This window comes from Pseudomonas sp. JZ134 (assembly GCF_051027695.1).
Classification (GTDB): domain Bacteria; phylum Pseudomonadota; class Gammaproteobacteria; order Pseudomonadales; family Pseudomonadaceae; genus Chryseomonas; species Chryseomonas luteola.
The window spans coordinates 586,758-608,657 of sequence record NZ_CP069251.1; the positions used below are offsets into that span (position 1 = coordinate 586,758).

At 55.4% G+C, this 21,900-nt stretch carries 23 protein-coding genes and 1 pseudogene; 10 read left to right on the forward strand and 14 right to left on the reverse strand.

The window, feature by feature from the left end; translation table 11 throughout:
• Positions 1-17: 17 nt before the first annotated feature.
• On the reverse strand, positions 18-1,274 hold the full coding sequence (locus JQR86_RS22110) for an NAD(P)/FAD-dependent oxidoreductase (RefSeq protein WP_434155067.1): 1,257 nt from the start codon (positions 1,272-1,274) through the stop codon (positions 18-20).
• Between the two features lie 7 nt (positions 1,275-1,281).
• Positions 1,282-2,244 (reverse strand): ornithine cyclodeaminase family protein, encoded by a 963-nt coding sequence (locus JQR86_RS22115; protein WP_434155069.1) that lies wholly within the window; start codon positions 2,242-2,244, stop codon positions 1,282-1,284.
• Positions 2,245-2,349: 105 nt separating this feature from the next.
• On the opposite strand from JQR86_RS22115, the gene JQR86_RS22120 reads away from it, so the two are divergent.
• Positions 2,350-3,126, forward strand: a complete 777-nt coding sequence (locus JQR86_RS22120; protein ID WP_010798642.1) for an AraC family transcriptional regulator — start codon at positions 2,350-2,352, stop codon at positions 3,124-3,126.
• A 352-nt stretch (positions 3,127-3,478) separates the two neighbouring features.
• Here JQR86_RS22120 and JQR86_RS22125 read toward each other — a convergent pair whose 3' ends face one another.
• Both JQR86_RS22125 and JQR86_RS22130 read right to left on the reverse strand, forming a co-directional pair.
• Positions 3,479-4,048 (reverse strand): methyl-accepting chemotaxis protein, encoded by a 570-nt coding sequence (locus JQR86_RS22125; RefSeq protein ID WP_376739000.1) that lies wholly within the window; start codon positions 4,046-4,048, stop codon positions 3,479-3,481.
• Positions 4,028-4,789: pseudogene (locus JQR86_RS22130) on the reverse strand (PAS domain-containing protein); the annotation flags it as partial. The gene JQR86_RS22125 and the pseudogene JQR86_RS22130, both read right to left, overlap by 21 nt.
• Before the next feature lie 322 nt (positions 4,790-5,111).
• Here JQR86_RS22130 and JQR86_RS22135 point away from each other — a divergent pair.
• Positions 5,112-5,489 (forward strand): VOC family protein, encoded by a 378-nt coding sequence (locus JQR86_RS22135; protein ID WP_434155070.1) that lies wholly within the window; start codon positions 5,112-5,114, stop codon positions 5,487-5,489.
• 100 nt (positions 5,490-5,589) lie between these two features.
• Here JQR86_RS22135 and JQR86_RS22140 read toward each other — a convergent pair whose 3' ends face one another.
• Together JQR86_RS22140 and JQR86_RS22145 are read right to left on the reverse strand one after the other, a co-directional pair.
• The gene (locus JQR86_RS22140) at positions 5,590-5,931 is read right to left on the reverse strand and encodes a carboxymuconolactone decarboxylase family protein (protein ID WP_026003721.1); all 342 of its coding nucleotides are present in this window, start codon (positions 5,929-5,931) and stop codon (positions 5,590-5,592) included.
• A gap of 153 nt (positions 5,932-6,084) precedes the next feature.
• A complete protein-coding gene (locus JQR86_RS22145; protein WP_434155072.1) occupies positions 6,085-7,020 on the reverse strand; it encodes a LysR family transcriptional regulator in 936 nt (311 codons plus the stop codon).
• A gap of 145 nt (positions 7,021-7,165) precedes the next feature.
• On the opposite strand from JQR86_RS22145, the gene JQR86_RS22150 reads away from it, so the two are divergent.
• The 7 genes from JQR86_RS22150 to nfsB all read left to right on the forward strand — a co-directional run bounded on the left by JQR86_RS22150 (position 7,166) and on the right by nfsB (position 12,357).
• Entirely contained in the window at positions 7,166-7,339 is a 174-nt protein-coding gene (locus tag JQR86_RS22150; RefSeq protein ID WP_434155074.1) for a hypothetical protein, read from the forward strand.
• A 40-nt stretch (positions 7,340-7,379) separates the two neighbouring features.
• The gene (locus tag JQR86_RS22155; protein WP_434155076.1) at positions 7,380-7,931 is read left to right on the forward strand and encodes an ester cyclase; all 552 of its coding nucleotides are present in this window, start codon (positions 7,380-7,382) and stop codon (positions 7,929-7,931) included.
• Between the two features lie 252 nt (positions 7,932-8,183).
• Positions 8,184-9,191: a zinc-binding alcohol dehydrogenase family protein gene (locus JQR86_RS22160; protein ID WP_434155078.1), complete on the forward strand. Its 1,008-nt coding sequence runs from the start codon at positions 8,184-8,186 to the stop codon at positions 9,189-9,191.
• A gap of 20 nt (positions 9,192-9,211) precedes the next feature.
• Entirely contained in the window at positions 9,212-9,727 is a 516-nt protein-coding gene (locus JQR86_RS22165; RefSeq protein WP_434155080.1) for a DJ-1/PfpI family protein, read from the forward strand.
• Positions 9,724-10,893 (forward strand): L-dopachrome tautomerase-related protein, encoded by a 1,170-nt coding sequence (locus tag JQR86_RS22170; RefSeq protein WP_434155082.1) that lies wholly within the window; start codon positions 9,724-9,726, stop codon positions 10,891-10,893. The genes JQR86_RS22165 and JQR86_RS22170 overlap by 4 nt, the downstream gene beginning before the upstream one ends.
• 16 nt (positions 10,894-10,909) lie before the next feature.
• Positions 10,910-11,686, forward strand: coding sequence for a glycine betaine ABC transporter substrate-binding protein (locus JQR86_RS22175; RefSeq protein ID WP_434136554.1), 777 nt, complete (start codon positions 10,910-10,912; stop codon positions 11,684-11,686).
• A gap of 17 nt (positions 11,687-11,703) precedes the next feature.
• Entirely contained in the window at positions 11,704-12,357 is a 654-nt protein-coding gene (gene nfsB / locus JQR86_RS22180; RefSeq protein ID WP_434155085.1) for an oxygen-insensitive NAD(P)H nitroreductase, read from the forward strand.
• 86 nt (positions 12,358-12,443) lie between these two features.
• Here nfsB and JQR86_RS22185 read toward each other — a convergent pair whose 3' ends face one another.
• The 8 genes from JQR86_RS22185 to JQR86_RS22220 all read right to left on the reverse strand — a co-directional run bounded on the left by JQR86_RS22185 (position 12,444) and on the right by JQR86_RS22220 (position 20,551).
• Entirely contained in the window at positions 12,444-13,205 is a 762-nt protein-coding gene (locus JQR86_RS22185) for a ParA family protein (RefSeq protein WP_150346359.1), read from the reverse strand.
• Positions 13,206-13,297: 92 nt separating this feature from the next.
• Complete coding sequence (locus JQR86_RS22190) at positions 13,298-13,477, reverse strand: hypothetical protein (RefSeq protein ID WP_074829264.1); 180 nt, start codon at positions 13,475-13,477, stop codon at positions 13,298-13,300.
• A gap of 409 nt (positions 13,478-13,886) precedes the next feature.
• Positions 13,887-16,979 carry an error-prone DNA polymerase gene (locus tag JQR86_RS22195; protein WP_434155087.1) on the reverse strand — a complete coding sequence of 1,031 codons (3,093 nt, stop codon included), beginning with the start codon at positions 16,977-16,979 and terminating at the stop codon, positions 13,887-13,889.
• Complete coding sequence (locus JQR86_RS22200) at positions 16,955-18,370, reverse strand: Y-family DNA polymerase (RefSeq protein ID WP_434155090.1); 1,416 nt, start codon at positions 18,368-18,370, stop codon at positions 16,955-16,957. The genes JQR86_RS22195 and JQR86_RS22200 overlap by 25 nt, the downstream gene beginning before the upstream one ends.
• 10 nt (positions 18,371-18,380) lie before the next feature.
• A complete protein-coding gene (imuA, locus tag JQR86_RS22205; protein ID WP_407363522.1) occupies positions 18,381-18,998 on the reverse strand; it encodes a translesion DNA synthesis-associated protein ImuA in 618 nt (205 codons plus the stop codon).
• Positions 18,995-19,348 carry a hypothetical protein gene (locus JQR86_RS22210; protein WP_407363523.1) on the reverse strand — a complete coding sequence of 118 codons (354 nt, stop codon included), beginning with the start codon at positions 19,346-19,348 and terminating at the stop codon, positions 18,995-18,997. The genes imuA and JQR86_RS22210 overlap by 4 nt, the downstream gene beginning before the upstream one ends.
• Positions 19,332-19,520, reverse strand: coding sequence for a hypothetical protein (locus tag JQR86_RS22215; RefSeq protein ID WP_407363524.1), 189 nt, complete (start codon positions 19,518-19,520; stop codon positions 19,332-19,334). Before JQR86_RS22215 ends, JQR86_RS22210 begins: the two co-directional genes overlap by 17 nt.
• Positions 19,521-19,672: 152 nt before the next feature.
• Positions 19,673-20,551, reverse strand: coding sequence for a LysR family transcriptional regulator (locus JQR86_RS22220; protein WP_407363525.1), 879 nt, complete (start codon positions 20,549-20,551; stop codon positions 19,673-19,675).
• A 156-nt stretch (positions 20,552-20,707) separates the two neighbouring features.
• On the opposite strand from JQR86_RS22220, the gene JQR86_RS22225 reads away from it, so the two are divergent.
• Positions 20,708-21,796 carry an NADH:flavin oxidoreductase gene (locus JQR86_RS22225; protein ID WP_407363526.1) on the forward strand — a complete coding sequence of 363 codons (1,089 nt, stop codon included), beginning with the start codon at positions 20,708-20,710 and terminating at the stop codon, positions 21,794-21,796.
• Positions 21,797-21,900 lie beyond the last annotated feature (104 nt).

Here is a 21,900-nt window from a genome sequence, read left to right on the forward strand (position 1 = left end):
GCCGATCCGCTGGCCGCTTAGAATCGAGTTATTCGAAAGGGCTTGAGGTTGAGGTCACAAGGCATACCCATCAGCCGCTGACTAAGCAACCGCCCCGTAATGGCAGCCTGGGTAAGACCCAAATGCTGGTTACCAAATGCAAACCCGAGATGGGCATGATCCGGATGTACATCGATGACCGGAAGCGAATCAGGAAGCGTAGGCCGCTTTCCCATCCACTCACTGGCCTGATTGATCAACTCGCTACGGTGTGGAAATAACTGACGGGCATGATGGCGTAATGTTTCGAATCGAGCCGGCTGGGCCGGCAAGGTCAGCCCGCCCAGCTCGCTGATACCGACAACTCTGAAACCGCTATTTAGCGGACTTAAAAACACCCGACGATCAACCGAACAGACTGGGCGATTCAGAAAAGTTTCAGAGCTTTGCACGCTCAGGTGATAGCCCCGTTCAGCCATCAGCGGGACGCTCATGCTTAGCGTTTTTAGCAGTTCACCGCTGCTTGCGCCGGCACAAAGGGCCACCTTGGAGAACATTCGGGTTTCCAGGCCAAGCTGAAGCTCGATATGGTGAGCATCAACTACCCGTATCGCAGCAACTGGCTGCTGCATAAACACGCCGCCTGCTGAGGTATAGGCCTCAAACAGCGCCGCACCCAACCAGGCGGGATCACGTACACGGTAGGCTTCGGGAAAATGCAGGGCATGGCTCATACGGCCCGCTAGATTAGGCTCCATATCGTCCAATTGCTGTCTCCCGATTAGCTCTACAGGCTGATCCCATGCCTGCAGGTGCTTAACCTCGCGGCGAGCAGCCGATAGGCCCGCAGCCGACTCCCAGGCCAGCAAATAGCCGCACCTCACCAACAAATCGGATTGCCCAATGGAGGAAAGGCACGCTTGCCAAGCCGGTACTGCCTGGCGATTCAAGTCGGCCAAGGCTGTTCGGGAAGCATTGACCATGGCGGGACCGGCTGCCCGAGTAAAACGTGCAAGCCAGGGCAAACTGGCAGGAAGGTTCGCCTTGGGAATAACTAATGGCCCATGCCTGTCCAGCAGCAGACGTGGCGCACTTTTGAGTGTGCCCCAAGTGGATAATGGATCAATCGACTCCGTTGCAAGAAACCCGGCATTTCCCCAAGATGCGCCCTCACCCGGCCTGCCAGCATCTATTAACGTGACCTTACGGCCCTGCCGTTGCAGCGCTAGCGCCGTGCAAAGTCCAACCAGGCCAGCCCCAATAACCGCACAGCGCAACGAATCTAAAGCCTCCATGATGCGCCTACCTGTTTGCCGATGAACGTTCATAGGCCAGTATGGCGGCAGCCAAGTCCTCCACAGAGGCGCCGACAGACTTGAACAATGTCATTGCAGCATCAGAACTCTCCAGCGCAGCGCGCCCCTTGTGCTTACCGTTGCAGAGGTCGCTGAATTCGGCTTGAATGGACTGCGGTGTGATAACGCCTTGTTTGATGGGGGTGATCAAATCACCCGTTTCGGAAAGTGTACCTTCGCGCGTATCGACAAAAATTGCACAGCGGCGAACCACATCATCATCTGCCTCACGCATCTGAGGAGTAAAGCTGCCCACCAGATCCACATGCACCCCGGGGCTCAACCATTCGCCCTTAATCACAGGCTCATTAGCAAGCGTTGCACAACTAATGATGTCGGCGGCTACGGCAGCCTGCGCAAGTTCATCCGGCCGTACTGCTTGCGCTACTATTCCCTGCTGGATGAGTTCCTGGGCAAAACGCTCGGCAGAAACCTCGTTTCGATCGTAAACTCTGACCTGCTCGATCTGCCTTACCGAGAGATGGGCAGGAACAAGATAATGTCCCATACGCCCAGCCCCAACCATCAGCAGTGTTTTCGAGTCGGGCCGGGAAAGATACGTTGATGCCAGTGCCGAAGCTGCTGCGGTGCGGCGTGCCGTCAGTTCATTTCCGTCGAACTGACCTAGCGGGAGACCTGTCTTGCCACAGCTGAGCAGGTAATGGCTACTCAAGCCCGGCTTGCCTCGAGCGTTGTTACCAGGAAAGACATTGACCTGCTTGACGCCCACATACTCACCTTCGATCCAGGCGGGCATCAGCAACAGCATGGCAGCAGGATCTCCAGGTACTTCGATACGGTGATGATGGCGCACCGGCGAGTGGGCCGTACGCGTGAAGATTCGGGAAAGGGCCTCGATAAGCGCAGGCCAAGGCAAGGCCTCAGCCAACTGTTTTGCGTCTAGATACATAGTAGGTGCTCGACATCAAACGAGCCCCCAGCCTAGTATGCTAATGCAAGCCTATGTTGACCCAGATTATGACAGCCTTGTCTCAAACTATTAGGTTTACGCGCTGTGCAGACTTCCTTCCGAACTAATCTCATTGCGACCAGCCATGGCGTCCATACCCATAGCTATCCCCAGATACTGATTGGTCAACAAGGAGTTATGCATTGTGAGCTGCCTGCCAACAGCGGAGAGGTCGCGCGTGGCGCCATTGGCCTCTTGCCCTGCGATACCGAACACCGGTATCGCGGTGCCTCCGAGCGGTGCCAGTTGCTGGTAATCGACCTCAACGTCGAAGACGCCTTCATCAAGGCCTTTGAGGAGGCCTGCACGGTCTCTATCGAATCGCGACTGCTGAGCGAGCCTGCTCTACTGCCTCCAAGTCCGGGTGTGCTAAATCTGCTAAGCTGGACGGACTATCAGGTTCGCCACCTGAACAGCCATACCATGCCGGTACTTCAATATCAGTTGATCTCGGCTTTTCTAGGAGAATTGATACTACAGGGAGCATATACACCCGTTGCCTCTCTAAAATCAGGCAGGCTCGAAAAAGCCCGCCTTGATGATTATATAGATCATCATATGCATCGGCTTATAGAGAACGAAGAACTGGCCAACCTCTGCCATGTCAGCACAAGCCATCTGTATGTGTTGATCAAACAGCTCTCAGGCCTGAGCCCTCAGCAATACATAGCTGCCCGACGCATGCTCAAGGCACAACAGCTGATCAACGAACGAAAGTTTAATTTGATTACTATTGCTCACCGGGTGGGCTTCTCGGACGGCGCCAGTTTCAGCCGGGCCTTTCGCCGCCATTTTGGCCATGCTCCCAGCGCAGCGAATTAATGTAGCAAGAGGCTTTAAAACTGATCTGAGTCAAACATCCAATGTTAGCCAAGACTCCTACAATTAATCCGGCCTTTCCTGTGCGACAGACTTTTTCTGCTAAAGCGAGGCTATTTTGTAGGAAACAAAAAACCCGCCGAAGCGGGTTTTTGCTGACCGTGCTCGATATCCATATCAAGCTGCCATCCTGGCTTGGTCATCATCCTTGACCTGACTGAGCGCGTCCTGCGCTCCATCCAATATGTGTAGATTAGGCCATGACTTAGCTGAGTAATAGCGCTGCTTTTCCCACGCTTGTGTAAGCCTTTTGCTATAGATAAAGCAGCTTGGCCCTACACCAGACTTATACCGACTAGAGCTCGCTGGCAAACCGTTTGACTGCTCCCACGACCTGTTTTGCCCCCTCCTGAATCTCGACGATCGCCGTACCGGCTTGTGCAGCCAGATCCAGTCCCCGCGCGGCCTGTTCACGGCTGCTGGCCATGCCGCGTACGGCGGTTTCGGTCATTTTCTGATTCTGCTGCACGACGCCTACAATTTCTTCTGTCGCCGAGCTGGTACGCCCTGCCAGTTGCCGTACTTCATCAGCGACCACGGCAAAGCCTCGCCCCTGCTCGCCGGCACGAGCGGCTTCGATTGCGGCATTAAGCGCCAGCAGATTGGTTTGGGCAGCAATGCCGCCAATTGTCTGGACGATAGAGTTGATCAGCAGTGACTGCCGGTCCAGCGCTTCGATCCCCTCGGCAGCAGCCTGCATTTCAACCGAAATCTGCTGCATGGTTTCGACGGCATTATTCACGACCGCAGCGCCCCGCTGAGCGATGATGTCTGTTTGCCTGGAGATATCAAAGGCTATTCCGGCCGCTTCGCGCACCTCGGCCTCCCGAAGTACCTGATCCGTCACGACTGTTGCGAATTTCACGACCTTGTAAAGCCGGTTATGTGAGTCATAGACCGGGTTGTACGTGGCCTCGAGCCAGACTTCGGCACCGTGGCTATCGACTCGCCTGAAGCGGCCGGCAACAAATTCGCCCCGGTTCAGCTTGGCCCAGAACGCCTCATACTCTGCAGAGGATGCTTCTTGCTGTGTGCAGAAAATACGGTGGTGCTTACCTGCTATCTGCGGCTCTGAATACCCCATCGTCCTGAGGAACAAGTCGTTGGCTTTGATCACCGTACCGTCAAGGTTGAATTCAATGACTGCAGTAGAGCGCAGCAATGCATTGATGAAATGCTCGTTCTCCTTGGCTAGTTCGATGGTTTTGGTTACTTCCTTGCCAAAGCCCTGGATATAGGAAAGTTTGTTCTCTTGGTCCCGTACAGGTTGCCAATGAATACTTAGCCAAGCGAGCGTGCCATCCTTGCGGATATAGCGATATTCGTCACTGACCGGGAGCCCTTTGGCAACGGCTGCACGAAAATTGTGGAAGCATGGCAGCGTCTTCACATAGGGAGGCACGATATCCGCCATCGGACGCCCTATCACCTGGTCAGCCGAGTAGCCCAGCGTCTGAAGAAATTTGCTGTTGGCACTCTGAATACGGAACTCAGGATCAAGGGTCAAGGCAACCATGGAGTCATTCATTCCATTGACGATCTGACGTAACGCTGTCAGCTCTTCGGCCTGGACTTGCAAGTCCTTTTTCAAGCGAGCATTGAACATGATGCACCGGCTAAACCAAGAAAGGGTCGATGGTTAACGGCAGGGCTGGAGTATTTCTTGAGTAGCCAAAGGCAACTTTTTTCTTAATATCCAAGGTACATCAAATCGCTCTAGCTGAATGCTTTCAGCATGGAGCTCATGAGCAACGGCGGCTAACTTGGTTACCTGTTTACTTTGCTCAAATGTGTCTTTCAAGTATGCACATATATATGGGCTGGTATTATAACTGATAAGCTATTGAATAAGCCGTTGTTGGGCATGTTCACAGCAAAGGCTTTATAAATCGCACCATTGTCAGCGTCCGATGCACAAGAGGTACGCCATGCAGATCGACAGGATCGACCACCTTGTTTTGACCGTTCGCAACCTTGAGCGGACCTGTGACTTCTATACTTGTGTGCTGGGCATGGACGTCATCACATTTGGCGAAGGACGTAAGGCCTTGGCGTTTGGTGAGCAGAAACTCAACCTGCATGAAGCGGGAAAGGAGTTCGAGCCCAAAGCCGAGAAGCCGACACCGGGTGCCGTCGACATTTGTCTGATTACCCGTATGCCTATTGAGGATGTCGTGACCCATCTGCATTCGACAGGCGTTACAGTGATTGACGGACCGGTACGGCGTACCGGTGCCACCGGAGCAATCGTCTCGGTTTATTTTCGAGACCCGGACGGTAACCTAATCGAGGTATCGAATTATTAGTTATCTTCAAAGGTAACTTTTACAAAAGCATCCTGGCAGCGAATCGATATCGTCAAAATTCGATTAGCGGCCAGGAGTACTGTAAGAAGATCCGCTTTCGCTACACGGAAGTCTTGGCCGCGTACGCATCCATTACACGGGCTGAATACACCATAGCCGCACCCGCATTGATTGCTACCGCTACGCCCAGCGCTTCGGCAATTTCTTCTTTACTGGCGCCTTTCTTGATAGCGGCATCGGTATGGACCGTGATACAGCCATCGCATTGACGGGTGACGGCAACGGCCAGCGCAATCAACTCACGCGTCTTGGCATCTAGGTGATTGGTCTTGTTACCCGCCTCGCTCAAGAGCGAGTAACCGCGCACAGTATCAGGGCTCAGCTTGCCAATTTCGCCAATGGTGCTAACCAGTTGCTTCTGATAGGTGTTCCAGTCGTACATCATGGTGATTCTCCTGCTATCGGTTGGAGTGATGCGTTCCCAGTGTTGAAAAGCAGTATCGGGAACGTCTGTGCCGATAGTAGGAGTGCTTCGAGCGGGTAAACACCGCCATGACGCGATAACACTTTCACTCGATTCGAGAAAATAGTGTTATCAGGCAATACGTTTCGTATCGAGCATGGAATAGGCCTGAATCAGGTCTGCAAATCCCGACTTGAGCCACTCATACAGTAGCCTGACGCCAGGAGAGAATTGCTTGCGGTGCGGGCAAACCATATGCAGCGCACAGCTCTCGCCGGGAATCTCCGGCAGCAGGACCTCCAACCGCCCGGCTAATACATCTGCACTGACATCCAGCCATGACTTGTAGATAATCCCTTCGCCCTCAAGTGCCCACCGGCGAACAATATCAGCATCATCACTCATCAGTGGGCCTTTGACGACGATGGTTTCACGGCGACCGTTGACGTCGGGAAAGACCCAATTGTCATACACCCGACCATTGAGCATATAAAGCAGGCAAGGGTGCTCCGCCAGATCCTTGAGAGAGGCCGGCCGCCCGTGCCGCTCGAGGTAAGCAGGGGACGCGGCCAGCACCCGCCGATTCTCGGGCGCCAGTGGTAAGGCAATAAAGCTTGCGTCCTCCATCATCCCGTAGCGCAAGGCCACATCAACCGGATCGCGAAAGACATTCGCCACCTGATCGGACAGAAACAACCGAAGCGCAAGACGGGGATGCTCGCGGCGAAATGCCGTGAGTCGTGGCAGGAGCACGTTACGTCCCAGGTCTGAAGGTGCAGCCACCTGTATGACGCCCTCTAGTGCAGTGCTTTCCGGTTGAAGCCGCTCACGGCCTTCCCTGAGTGTACTGAGCACATCATTGGCATAGGGCAAGTACCGCTCCCCCTCCCCTGTCAGCCGGAGGCTGCGTGTTGAGCGCGCAAAGAGACGGATATCAAGCTCGCGTTCAAGACGCTGAATTGCAGCACTGACCTGCCCTGGCAAGAGATCCGCCTCTCTGGCCGCCGCCGAAAAACTGCCAAGCGCTGCCGTGCGAACAAACAAGGCCAGATCGTCGAAACGGATCATTTTCACTCCTCCTGAGAAAGTGCTGCTTGATTCTGCGGGTTTTTGTGGAGCTTGGCGACAGTGAAGATGCGGTCATGGCATGCAACGTCCCGATGCGAACGTAGCGACCCATCCCGTTATCCCGACACCACCTCAAGGAATTCTCATGCGCCGCTTACTCAATGAAGATACATCCGCTGAAGCCCAGGTCGAAAAAGACCGCGACACAGCCGAGAAGTGTACAGAGGCGAAGCCGTCATGCCATGACAAGAGCCCAACGCAGCCAACACTCGAAGCGGTAATAGAGCCGCCTTTCTGGATCACCAATGGTCTGCCTTGATCATCCACAAACCCATCCGGTTTCAGAATGGAGATATTCCATGCCCAACACTTCTCGTTTTTCCCTGGCCGCTACAGCGGCATTTGCGTTATCCGCACTGCTTGCTGGCTTTACCCCTCAGGCTCAGGCTGCTAGCAATCCCTTGATTGAGCCTCGTGTGCTGATTGTTGACCCGGCGGCACAAGCTGATGCATCGGTTCAGGCAGCACGCCGATATGGTACTTTCTGGGCCACAGGTAACGAAGAGTTGGCTCGGGAGGCGCTTGCGCCTCAGTTCATGGATCGCACCCTGCCGCCAGGCAGAGCTCAAGGAGTAGAAGGGCCTCTGGCGGCCTCGAAGGCTTTTCGCGCCGCCGTACCGGATCTGGATTGTCAGATCGAGCAGATGATCGTGGCGGGTGATCGGGTTGTGGCGCATCTGCGTTTTACCGGTCACTTCAGCGGGCAATTCCAGGGTATTAAAGGCAAGGGACAACCGATTGATTTTATCGCGACCGACATCTACCGCATCGCCAATGGCCGCATCCAGGAGAACTGGCACATCGAAGATAACCTGACCCTTTTGCAGCAACTGGGTGTAGTTGGAGCATAGCGGCTACACGCCAGACGTCATCTTTTTCCAGCCCCGGCTCCGTCAAGGCAACCGGGGCTTTGTTTTTCCAGGGGGGATCCCTGGCGCGGCGTCAAAGCACTCATGCAGTATTGCTTTCCGCTTACTTCACTCCATTTTCACTGCGCCAGTGAAAGTCCTGCCCGTTTCGATGGCTGTTTGCTCCCGTCGTGAATCGCGATGATGGCTCCACGGTTAACGCCCCTGTTCGTATGTTCACTTATGGAGTCCCCCATGAAAGCAATTGCCTATACCCAGCATGGCCTGTCCATCGATGATTCTCGCTCGCTGGTTGATATCGAGCTGCCCACGCCAACCCCTGGTCCACGCGATCTTCTGGTTGAGGTTCAGGCCGTTTCGGTCAACCCTGTCGATACCAAAGTCCGTGGTGGCTCGGCTACTGACACGCCGCGCGTGCTTGGCTGGGATGCGGTGGGCGTCGTACGTGAGGTGGGGTCAGAGGTGACACTCTTCCAACCGGGTGATGACGTTTACTATGCCGGCTCGATTACCCGCCCTGGCACCAACAGTGAGCTTCATCTGGTGGATGAGCGTATTGTAGGCCGCAAGCCCGCCTCGCTAGGCGCGGCCGATGCCGCTGCACTCCCTCTGACGTCCATAACCGCTTGGGAATTGCTCTTTGATCGACTAGGCATTCTGGAGAATGGTGGCAAAGGCGAAAGCCTTCTGATCATCGGCGCCGCAGGCGGGGTCGGCTCAATCCTGACGCAACTGGCCCGACAGCTCACCCAACTTACCGTTATCGGTACGGCTTCGCGCCCTGAAACCCAGGACTGGATCCGAGCGCTTGGCGCGCATCATGTGATTGACCATAGCCAGTCACTCACTAAAGAACTGGCTCGCATCGGTCTCAAGGAGGTCAGCCATGTTATCAGCCTGACTCATACCGATAGCCATTTCCCACACCTTATCGAAGTGCTTCGCCCACAAGGCCGCCTCGCACTGATCGACGATCCCGATACGCTGGACGTGGTACCCATGAAGCGCAAATCCCTGTCATTGCACTGGGAGTTGATGTTTACCCGCCCGATGTTCGAAACATCCGACATGATCCGCCAGCATGAGCTGCTGAACCGGGTAGCGGAGCTTATCGACCAAGGCGTGCTGCGCTCTACGCTGGGAGAGCATTTCGGCCGGATCAATGCGCAAAACCTGCGCCGTGCCCACGCCCTTATCGAGAGCGGGAAGGCCAAAGGCAAGCTTGTCCTGGAAGGCTTTTAGCCTCTGATAAGGAGTAGCCCATGTCACGTATTGCTGCAGTCAGCACGACAACATCCCTGCTTCCGAAGGACATGCTCGACATCGTGTCCTTCTGGCGGCAGGCAGGTCATGAAACCTGTATGTTCTCGTGCGATGACCAAGCTCCTCTGGCACATATTGACCCTGTCGAATTCGACGCCCTGGTAGTGCTTGGTAGCAGCGATACGCTTTGCCCACTCGGTTACAACGAGTCGCTATGGAATAGCGTGCAAGGCTTCGATGCCATCAAGAAGACGGTTGCCGGCATAGGGACTGGGGCATTGGTACTGGCCCATGCCGGCCTGCTGGTTGGCAAGCGTGCCACCTGCAATCCAACACCCGCTGTGATCGCTGACCTCAAACTACACGGCGCCCTATACAGCAATGAATCACCTGTCGTGGCCGGCTGGATCGTAACAGCGACACGAGGGGGCACTCGTTCTTTTGCCGAAGCCGTTTTGAATAACTTAGCCGCTGCCAAGGCACTCCATTTTCATTTACAAGGAGCCACCCAATGAAGCATTTGATTCCCACCCTGCTGGCCGCAACCATTGCCGCCGTGAGTACGTTGTCGTTTGCGGCAGCTCCTGCACCACATGACCTGCCACATGAGACATCCATTGGCCAGCTGGAACCTGTGTTTGCGTTCTATGACGCCATGCCGACCGGCGTTACGGTTTCCGAGCAAGGCCGCCTCTTTGTCAATTTCCCACAATGGGGTGACAACGCACCCTTCAGCGTTGGCGAAATACGTGACGGCAAGGTAGTCCCCTACCCTGATCAGGCCATCAATACGCCTGACCAAAAGGCACCGGCCAAGCACTTCATCAGCGTGCAAAGCGTTGTAGCGGACGGACAAGGACGTTTGTGGGTACTAGATACTGCTGCGCCGAAGTTTAGTGCTCCTCAACCTGGCGGCGCCAAACTGGTCGCGATCGACCTCAAGAGCAATAAGGTTGTGAAGACGCTGGTTTTCCCTGCCAACGTCATCCTGCCAAGTACGTATGTCAATGACATGCGCTTTGACTTCCGTACCGGGAAGGAAGGTACGGTGTATGTCACCGACTCGTCTGTCAGCGGGCCGGGCGCCATCATTGTCATGGACATCGCCACCGGCAAGGCAACTCGCCGTCTTGATGGAGACGTCTCGACCTCTGCCGACAAGCGTTTTATTCCTACCGTGGAAGGCGAAGCCATGCTGGCACGCGGCGCAGATGGAACCGCTAAACCGTTTGGTGTGGCATCCGATGGTATTGCCCTGTCGCCGGACGGTCAGACTCTCTATTTCAGCCCACTTTCGAGTCGCCACCTTTATGCAGTGCCAACCCGTCTGTTACGGGATGAGCATGTGACTGAAGCACAGCTATCGGCTGCGGTACTGGATATGGGCGAGAAAGGCGCCTCCGATGGCCTTGAAGCCGATGCCAATGGCGCCGTCTATGCCAGTGACTACGAGCACAACGGTATTCGCAAACGGCTTGCCGACGGCACTTGGCAGACCATCGTCCACGATCCTCGTGCAATCTGGCCTGACACCCTGTCCATCGGGCCGGATGGCTATCTCTATTTCACGGCTAATCAGCTAAATCGCCAGGCTGGCTTTCATGGCGGCAAGGATCTGCGTACCAAGCCTTACAGCCTGTTCCGTGTGAAGATCAACGCCGCTCCGGCGCCAACCCGCTGATACGGGAGAGCTCATCATGCATAATCCGATTCGTATAGGTCATATTGGGCTGAGCTTTCATGCTGCCAGTGCCGCCGTGGTACAACGTATTGTTGAGCGTCATGGTTATCGCGTAGAGAGCGTAGCTGCTCCCCATGAAGCTATGTTCAAGCACTATGGCGCTGGAGAAGTGGACTTTTTGGTATCGGCCTGGCTACCGGCCAGTCATGGGGGCTATCTGGCCCCCTATGCCGAACAGACCCGTACCCTGAGCGTTCTGTATCAGCCGTACTGTATCTGGGGCGTGCCGGACTATGTGCCTGCCGAGGCGGTGGCAAGCATCGATGATCTGAAGCGACCTGACGTTGCGGCACATATGAGTCTGCTGATACAGGGCATCAATCCGGGAGCCGGTATCAGCCGCTTTTCGCGCGACATCATCGAGCAGTATGGCCTTGATCAGGTTGGCTATCACTTCGCCAACGGTACGCAAGCCCAGTGTTTCGAGCGATTCGAGCAGGCCGTAGAGCGTCGCGAATGGATCGTCGTCCCCCTCTGGCACCCTCAGTTCCTGCATTACCGCTACGCCATCCGGGCGCTACACGAACCACGCGGCCTTCTGGGCGGCCAGGATGACGCCACGCTGATTGTGCGCGAAGAAACGGCTGCCCATCTGGCGCCGGCACTGCTCGATGAGCTTTCTCAGCTCTCGCTGGGAAACGCCACAATCAGCGAACTCGATTACTGGATCTGCCGGGAAGGGCTTTCGCCTCTGGAAGCGGCTGATCGCTGGCTGGCCCAATCTTTCACCTGACCTGAGAGAAGATACCTATGAATCTATCTACATTACTTAGTCAGCGGTACACCACCAAGGCATTCGACCCTTCGCGAAAGATACCGCACGCCACGCTTGAAGAACTGCTTGGTTTGCTACGCCAGAGCCCTTCATCCGTAAACTCACAGCCCTGGCATTTCGTGGTTGCCTCAACTGACGAAGGCAAGGCTCGCTTAGCCGTCTCGACACAAGACACGTTTGCCTACAACCAGCCCAAGGTGCTCAATGCGTCCCACATCATAGTGCTCTGCACACGCACCGATATGACCGAAGAACATCTTGGCGCCATCCTGGAGCAGGAGGATATTGCTGGTCGCTTCCGGTCTGAAGAAGCCAAGGCCACACAGGACAAGAGCCGTCGTCATTACGTGAGTCTGCATCGCTACGACCAGAAGGATTTGCAGCATTGGATGGAAAAACAAACCTACCTGGCCCTAGGAACGCTATTGCTGGGTGCTGCCAGTCTGGGTGTCGATGCCACGCCTATGGAAGGTTTCGACTCTCGCAGACTGGATGAAGAGCTCGGCCTTCGTGAACAGGGCTTCACAAGTCTGGTTCTGGTAAGCCTTGGCTATCGAGCCGATTCAGACTTCAACGCGAGCCTGCCCAAGTCACGCTTGCCAGCTGAGCGCCTCTTCACTTATGTATGAACGGGCCAGGCGCCAGACAAAGAAACTGTTTGGCGCCTACCCTTTTGGATACAGGCATGAGCAGCTTGCCTTGATCATATATGCCGCTATCGCTCCAGCCAGTCGAACAACGCCTTGTATTGTTGGGTCAACTTGTGGCTAGGGTCCAGATGGATAAGCGGCTTGCTCTGCTGGTGGGACTCTTTCATCTTGACCGACCCCATAAGGTACGTCGGGATAATCGGCATGTCCGTCTTTTCCAGTTCACCTAACAGCGCTCGGGGAACACCGGCATTGGCCTGAAACTGATTGACGACGATACCTTCCACACGCAAACGATCACTGAAGTCCTCCTTGATTTCTTCAATATCAAGAAAGAGCTCACGTAACGCATTAAGCGAAAACGTATCGCAATCAAAAGGAATAAGGCAGCGGTCGGCTGCAATCAGGGCCGATACACTATAAAAATTCAGCGCCGGTGGTGTATCGAGATAGATACGATCGTAATCATCGATCAACTTCTCGAGGTATTTTCCCAGCTTCTGGATCTTATATTTGGCTTCGAGCTTCATCTGAATATCTTCCAGCTCGCGGGAAGCCGTTATGATGCTCAGATTATGAAAGGGCGTCTCGAGAATAGAAGCCTTGGCTTTCTTGGCGGAATCAGAAACCGTTTGCTTGAAGAAGTCGGCAATACCGGCCGGAATCTCGTCGCCTATAAAGCCTGTCAGATAATGAGTGGAATTGGCCTGTGGGTCCAGGTCAATCAGAAGTGTGCGAAAGCCCTCAGCTGCGCTGATGGCGGCGAGGTTGCAGGCAATACTGGTCTTGCCCACGCCTCCCTTTTTGTTGAAAACCGCTCTGATCATTTGCTTTGAAAACTGCTCCTTGCATAGTAAGACGGTAGTGAGCACAACACGTTTAAAGCGGCACTCCTTAACCAGAGTCCCGCTTCCGCGTTTTACACTGCCTCGGCCAGACTTTCCCTGGTCAGCCGGACGTCTTGCAGCGCATCAATGCGTGTCGAAAGCTTCTGAGCAAAAGCATCGGCTTCATATTCCGTATAGAACTTGACCGGAATATTATTCAGCCAAACAACCCATGTGGATTCAGCTTGTACTTTTTCTATGCGTATATCCATTTCACATGCTCTAAGCTTTAAAGAAATCGACTTCTCGTTTTTGCGCCTACCTTTTAACCTTCAAGAAATAGATTGTCTATATTTCTATAATAAATAAGTAAGCAAAGCTTAATATTCAGTTGTTTTATTACACTATTATTTCAATAGCATTAAATTTAAGTTTCATTGCGTCTTTATGAGATCATAGTGCTATCAACATAGCTATTATAACGCCTTGCTTGATTGGCTTCTGGCACGCCCTTACGTGTATCAGCATTCACACTGACGCATTGGGTTAAAAAGGTTGTGCCAGACCAGGTTTGCAACTAGGCGGACGGCTCTCGTATAAAATACGACAGTGCTCAAGGTCAGCTAGGCAAGCGCGACGATAGGCTCAGACCCAACCGCACCTTACCCGCAGTTAACCTCACTATTTGAAATCCCGGCTCCGGGTATCCAGTCCGTCAAGCAGCTCGCTCAGGTCTGTAAGACGACCCGCAATGAGATGCAGCACTCCTTCCTTTCGTTCAACCGTACCATCGATACGCAGCAGCCTCGACTGCAGCAGTTCGCGTCGCTGCCGCTCGGCAAGGTCACGCCATACGACCACATTGACCATTCCATACTCATCTTCAAGCGTTACAAAGGTGACGCCACTGGCAGTACCAGGGCGCTGCCGACCAACAACGAGGCCGGCAATGCGCGAGAGCTGCCCATGATATCGCTCGGCAAGTTCGCGCGAATCAAGCAGCCGGCGAGTCCTGAGCTCAGCCCTAAGCAGTGCTAATGGATGTGGCCCCAGCGTAGTACCTGTAGCGGCGTAGTCGGTATACAGATCGTCTGCCACAGTAGGCTCTGGTAATTTGACGTGTTCCTCGCTCACCACTGCGCCCTCTGTGAAGAGAGGCAACTGCGGCTCGATAGCTGCCATATTCCAGCGGGCCTGATAGCGATGCCCCGCCAGGCTTTTGAGCGCGCCAGCGTCTGCCAGACATTCACGCGCTCTGGCATCGAGCCCTGCTCGCAGGCAGAGATCGGCCACACTCAAAAACGGCTGTACCGCACAGGCTTTTTCAATAGCGCGTCCGGCTGATTCCGAAAGCCCTCGAATCATTCGCAAGCCTAATCGGATTGCAGGCTGGTCGGTGTCTGCCTGCTCCAGACTACAGTCCCAATGGCTGTGACAGACGTCGATTGGACGCGTTTCAATACCGTGTCGCCGGGCATCCTGTAACACCTGATCAGGGCTATAAAACCCCATGGGCCAGCTATTGATCAAGGCACAGGCAAAAGCGGCCGGCTCATGGCATTTCAACCAGCAACTGGCATACGTCAGTAACGCAAAGCTGGCTGCATGGGATTCAGGAAATCCATAACTGCCAAAGCCCTGAATCTGCCGAAAAACACGTTCGGCAAACTCCAGGGTATAGTCATTGGCAAGCATCCGCTCGGTCAGTCTTTGCCGATGCGGCTCAAGGCCGCCGTGGCGCTTCCAGGCAGCCATGGAGCGGCGCAACTGGTCGGCCTCGCCAGGCGTGTAGTCTGCAGCCACAATAGCCAGCTCCATGACCTGCTCCTGAAACAACGGAACCCCCAAGGTACGCTCGAATACACGCTTCAGGCGGGAGGGATAAGCGATAGGCTCCTCGCCGTTACGGCGGCGCAGATAGGGATGAACCATATCACCCTGGATAGGCCCGGGACGAACGATTGCCACCTCGATGACCAGATCATAAAACGTTTGTGGCTTGAGCCGTGGCAGCATGGCCATCTGGGCCCGTGACTCGATCTGAAAAGTGCCTAGGGTGTCTGCACGACTGATCATGGCGTAGGTCTTTCGGTCTTCCTGAGGAATGGTGGCCAGGGTAAGTTCACGTCCTTTGTAGTGCCGAATCAGATCGAAGCAGCGGCGTAGCGCGCTAAGCATGCCCAGCGCCAAGATATCTACTTTTAGCAGCCCCATGGCGTCCAGATCGTCCTTGTCCCACTGAATAACGGTACGCTCGGCCATGGCTGCATTTTCTACGGGTACAAGCGTCTCCAGTGATTGCTCCGAAATGACGAATCCACCTGGGTGCTGCGAGAGATGCCGTGGAAACCCAATCAACTCACCGGCCAGGACGAGCACTCGCTTGAGCAACAGACTCTCCGGGTCGAATCCGGCCTCCTGCAGGCGATCCGGAGGCGGTATACGATCGCTCCAGCGACCGCAGCATTCAGCCAGGGCATTGATCTGATCCGCCGGCAAGCCCAGCGCCTTGGCCACGTCACGCACGGCGCCAGCCGCGTGGTAGGTATTGACCACCGCCGTCAGGGCTGCACGTATGCGCCCGTAACGTTGAAAGACATACTGGATGACCTCTTCACGGCGCTCGTGCTCAAAGTCCACATCAATGTCTGGCGGCTCGTTTCGCTCATGGGAAATAAACCGCTCGAACAGTAAATTGATTCGCGTCGGGTCAAGCTCGGTAATCCCCAGGGCAAAGCATACCGCCGAGTTGGCTGCTGAGCCCCGACCCTGACAGAGAATGCCTTGCTCTCGTGCAAAGCGGACGATGTCATGCACGGTCAGGAAATAACTCTCGTACCGCTTCTGGCAGATCAGCTCAAGCTCACGATCCAACTGTTTCGTAACAGTGTCCGGTGTACCTTCCGGCCACCGCCAGGTACTGCCCTGCTCTACCAACCTGCGTAGCCAGCTAGTGGGCGTATGCCCCTGAGGCACCACCTCCGAAGGATAGTGATACTGTAGTTCGGTAAGCCTGAACCGACAGCGCCGGGCAATCTTCACCGACTCGGCTAGCAATGCTGCCGGATAGCACTCAAACAGTGTCTCCAGGGTACGCAGGTGGCGTTCGCCATTAGGGAACAACCGCTGCCCAGCTTCGGCGACCGTTACATGATGCCGGATGGCGGTCATGGTGTCCTGCAAGGCGCGTCGCCCTCGTGCGTGCATATGCACATCGCCACAGGCGACCAGAGGCAAATCCAAGGCGGCGCCTAGCGCCTGAAGCCTTACCCATCTTTCGGCATCATCCGGACCATAATGTCGCTCGACACCTACCCATAGGCGCCCGGGAAAGCACTCGCTCAACCAGCTACCCTGCGTATCGTCGTCCGTGTCAGGCAGCCAGATCGCCAGAAGTCCCAAGCAGTGATCCGTAAGGTCCTCCTTGAGTAGACGATAACGGCCCTTTTCGGCACGGCGCCTCGCTCGGGTAATCAGTCTGCACAGATGTTGGTAGCCGCCCAGGTCTTCCACCAGCAGCACAACCTTGGGACCTTCACTGGTACAGAATTCAGCACCCACAATTAGAGGTAGGCCATGTGCTTGTGCGGCTTGCCAGGCGCGTACGATACCGGCAAGCGTGCACTCATCCGTAATGGCCAGCGCCTCATATCCCAGGCGTTTGGCCCGTTCAAATAACTCATCGGCACTGGAGGCGCCTCGCTGAAAACTGAAATGGGATAAACAGTGCAGCTCCGCATAACCAGTGCTCATGCGAACCACCCATGCAACCACCACCCCGGCCGCTGTGCGATTGCCTGATAAGCCCAGGCCAGGCGGCCATTGGGAAGCTCCACCAGATAGTAGTCCCGGCGTATATCGCTGCCGTCCCACCAGCCAGACTCGATCCGCTCGGGGCCGGCCAGAATACGGGGTGCCGCCTCGCCCAGTGGAATAGGCTCACGTAACAGCCACGCCGGGCGCTTCCCCTGGGCAAGCATCTGTAGATCACATGATTTGGCATCCTGGCGCCAGGATGCCTCCGGCCGATGATCCCCCTGGCCGCCAACCGCATAGACGGCCGAATCACCAAGGCGTGTTCTGAGGCGTTCGCGTAACTGCTCCCACGATAGCGTCTGCTGTGGTCGCGGTTCAAACAAACTACGGTGCTCCGGTACAAAGGCTGGAAGTTGCTCCGCGACCAGCCGCAACGCCAGAATGGGCGCCGTAACCTGATGGATTTCCAGCCGCCCACGGGCATATTCAAACAACAGGCCCGCATCCCGTTCGGGTGTCAGGAGTCCTACCGTGATCAGGCTATCCGGTTGCGCACGGTGCTCCAGATACAGCATGAAGCGCTGCACACCACTGTCCCTTCCGGCCAGGTACATGGCCAGATCCAGCGTCAGGCGACGTAACGGAAACAGAAGTTGCTGGTTCGACTCCACTTCAAAGTTAAACTCTACCCGCATATCAAAAGTATCAGGCGGCCGGTAAAAGCCCAGCGCCAATGGCCTTCTACCCAATAACAGATCGAGTTGGTTCAGCAAATCGGCGGGAAAGCGCCTGGCTATTTCGGCTCTGGGCAGATCCATTACCTGCCTGAGTCGTCTGAACCCCATACGGCCAAGCGATTGCACCAGAGCGTTATCCAGACCAGCCCGGTCCAGCGGCAGGGGGCCGAGCCTTTGCCACAACTCCGTATCGTTCACGATAACCAGATCATCCGAGACATTGGCCATGATGCGCGCGGATACAGGATTGGGCGCCAGGGTAATACGGTGGCTGAAGCCGAGCGCCGCCAACTCGTCACGTAGGCGTCTGGAAAACGCAGGCCAGGGGCCAAACAACGGCATGCTCGATTCAACTTCGAGCAGGAGCGCTCGCGGATAATGCAGACTCACCTGGGCACTAAAGCCATATGCCCAGGCAGCCAGAAGATTCTGGCTGCGCTCGATATCGTCCAGATCGTATTCGGCTGTTGCAAAGCCTGGGCATAAGGTTTGTGCAGCAGCGAGGGTCAACCCTGGCGCCAGCCCCAATGCCCTGGCACGGGCATTGACTGCACGCAGGACGCGCCGTTGTGGCGTACCTCCGAGCAAGACCAGGGGTTCGGTACATTCGGGACGGTGACGCAGCACACTGTCCAGCGCCAGCTGTGGCAGCAGGATACACGCCCATTTCATAGCAGTCCCCTTAGCGCCAGGCAGCCGCAGGAAGAGGCAGTGCTTTCGGTTGACCGCCACGGCACTTGAGGATGCGCAGCTGTAGCGGGCTGGGCTCTATCACCAACCGTAGAGCAGCAGGTGATGGATTGGCAGCCTCTTCAAGGCTGCGGTAGACAAACGCCAATGTCTGCCCGGTCTCGGCCGCCACTTGTAGCCTGCGTAGCGCCTTGTCATCCGCACGCTCCGGCCAGCACAGTACCGCACCACAACTGCCCGAGCGAAGGCATTGCTCTGCAGCCCATAAGGTTTCCCGCCCCTTGGCTTCGACGATACTTACCAAGCCCATATCGACCCCAGCGGCGATCCAGGCCTGGGGATAAGGCAAGTAAGGGGGTGCAATCAAGGTAACTCGCTCACCGCTTTGCGTCAGCCGGGCAAGCGTAGGCCAAAGCAGCTTGATATCCCCTATTCCGGTATAGGGCAACAGGATCTCAGTCAAGGCAGCCTCAGGCCAGCCGCCAAAAGGCAATCGCTCATCCAGCTCCGCATATCCGGTTGGCTGAATGCCTGTTCTGACCTGAACGCCGTGGCCCTTCCAGACCCGACGACTATCAAGCAGGCCCTCGAGCGCTACAACATTACTCATGGCGTGCCTCCCGCTTTACGCAAGGCACGGGTCAGCTGGAGATTCTCTCCGGCCAGCGGCTTGAGCAGTAGCCTGAGCAAAGCCAGGCGCGCATGCCGAACCGAATTAAATGCCTTAAAGCGGGAGATGTGCCGATGGGCCTTTACCAGACCGCTGTAAGTATCAACGAGGACTGGTTTGTTATATGGCTTGCCTTGCAGGTAATTGGCCTGCTGGGCTTTTGCTAGAACGCCACGTAACCTATCCAACGTCTCGTTGAGTAAGTGATCATAGCGAAGCAGTGATGATTGTGGTCGGAACAGAATGACTTGCAGATCAAGCGAGTCGATCGCTTCACTGAGCTTGTCCATGTGGCCCTACCTTGAGCACGACAACGTTTTCAGCATCCTTGCAAGCCGCTGTTTGAAGTGTGCTCCCAGAGAGCCTGTGCGCCAGATGAAGATAATCTTCCTGCGCCATCCAACAGACAGGGTCGACCTGTTTTTCAGGGCTGAGTCGTCGTAAAAGGGCAAGCATGAACATGTGAGACCTCCTTTGCTATTACTGTATAAATAAACAGTAATAAGACAAACGGTATCTCGCAATCTTGACTCCGACGAACGGTATATCAAAAGGCTTTTATTTAGTATGCATTCTTCTTACCTCATCACTGAACCCATAACGTGCTCTACCCTTCAAAACCTGTTCAGGCGATTTCCAAGCAGCTCCAGGAAAACCTTTACCCTAAGGGGGATATAGCGCCGAGTCGGTAGTAGCGCCCAGATAGACAGCGCCTGCGGCTGTACATCATCCAGGCTGACCTCTACCAACGAACCGGCTGCCAGCGCTTCATGCACATCCCAATAAGTCAGCTGGGCAAGGCCCAACCCCTGAAGGCAGGCAGTACGAATACCTTCAAGGCTGCTGCTGGAAAGCCGTCCCTCGACACGAACCGAGCGCACCTGCTGCTCCGCCATGAAAGACCAGTGCTGAAGGCCGTTCAACAGGAGACAGGCGTGACGGGACAATTCACTTGAGTTAACAGGCGTGCCGTTGAGCCGCAGGTATTGTGGGGAGGCACATAACACACGTGGATTGACTGCCAGCTGCCGGGCAATCAGGTTCGAGTCTCGCAAAGGTGCAATGCGAATGGCTACATCGATACCGCCGCCCACGATATCGACAATACTATCACTCAGATTCAAATCCACCTTCAAGGCAGGATGATCTGCCAAGAGCTGGGGTAATAGAGGCGCAATCACCGTGCGGCCAAAAACCGCTGGCGCGGTGATCTTCAGCACACCGCGAGCACCAGAGGCCTCTGGAGAAAGCGTAGCACGTGCAGCTTCCTCAGCCTCCAGCATGGTCTGGGCATACGGTAAAAACGCCTCGCCTTCGGGCGTCAGCGATACGGAGCGGGTCGTACGGTGAATCAGCCGAACCCGCAATTCACGCTCCAATGCCGCCAGCCGACGTGAAACAGACATAGGAGTCATACCGAGGCGGCGGGCCGCACCTGACAAACTCCCCGCGGCTGCAATAGCTGCCAGGACGGCAACATCTTTCATATCCATAGACTTTAACGCCTACCGTTATACCGGTTACTCACCTGTGCAGGCTACAGAAGCACTCAAGATCTCGCTATCGTAACCACACGATCCCTCTTCAAGCCTATCGATAAAGGCTTGGCAAACTTCTTTTTGCATTAAAGCCTTTGGAGACATCATCCCATGGTCAAGACACTTTTCACCCATTTCGATATAAACGGAGTATCGTTAAACAACCGCCTCGCCGTAGCCCCAATGACACGTGTCAGTGCCAATGAGGACGGGACCCCGAACGACACCATGAATCGTTACTACGAGCGCTTTGCATGTGGTGGGTTTGGGTTGATCATCACGGAAGGCCTGTATACCGATCAGGCTTACGCCCAGGGTTATGCGTATCAGCCTGGGATGAGCGATAACGAGCAAGCCCAGGCCTGGAAACCTCTTGTGGATACCCTGCATGCCCAGGGCAGCAAGGTCTTTGCCCAACTCATGCATGCCGGCGCACTGACTCAGGGCAATCGGTTCCGCAACGACACCCTCGCTCCCTCGGCCCTCCAACCCAAGGGCGAGCAGATGACGTTCTACCGTGGCCAAGGCCCTTATCCCCTGCCAAAAGCAATGACCGAAGCAGACATCGCTGATGTCATCAGCAGCTTTGCCCAGGCAGCCAAGCGGGCGGTGGAGATTGCGGGATTCGATGGCATAGAGATCCATGGCGCTAATGGCTACCTGCTCGATCAGTTCTTTACCGACTACACCAACACGCGTGATGACCGCTGGGGTGGCGATATTCGCCAGCGTCTCTCGCTGAGTCTTGAAGTATATAAAGCGGTTCGCTCTGCAGTTGGGGCTAACGTGCCCGTGGGAATTCGTATCTCCCAAGGCAAGGTGAACGACTTCGAGCATAAATGGAAAGAAGGCGAAGCCGGTGCAGAAATTGTATTTGGTACGCTGGCCGAAGCGGGTATCGACTTCATCCACGTGACCGAGCATGAAGCGTGGCAGCCCGCTTTTGGCCAAGGGCCCAGCCTTGTAGCCTTGGCACGCCGCTATGCCCCTAACGTTACAGTCATCGCCAACGGCAAATTGCATGACCCGGAGCGGGCAGCACAGGCGCTGGAAGACGGTGCCGATCTGATTGCCATTGGACGCGGTGCGCTGGCCAATCCCGACTGGCCGCAAAAGGTGGAGAACGCACAAGTACTGGCCGAATTCGATCCTAGTCTGCTAGGCCCGATTGCCCATATCAAAGAATCCGAAACGCTTTGATACCTAGGTCTTTACCAAAGTAATATTCAAGCGATACAGCCACCCAAACGGCCAGACATCTGTCTGGCCGTTTTGCTTCAGTTCTACGTGCTTTCGCCTTGCGA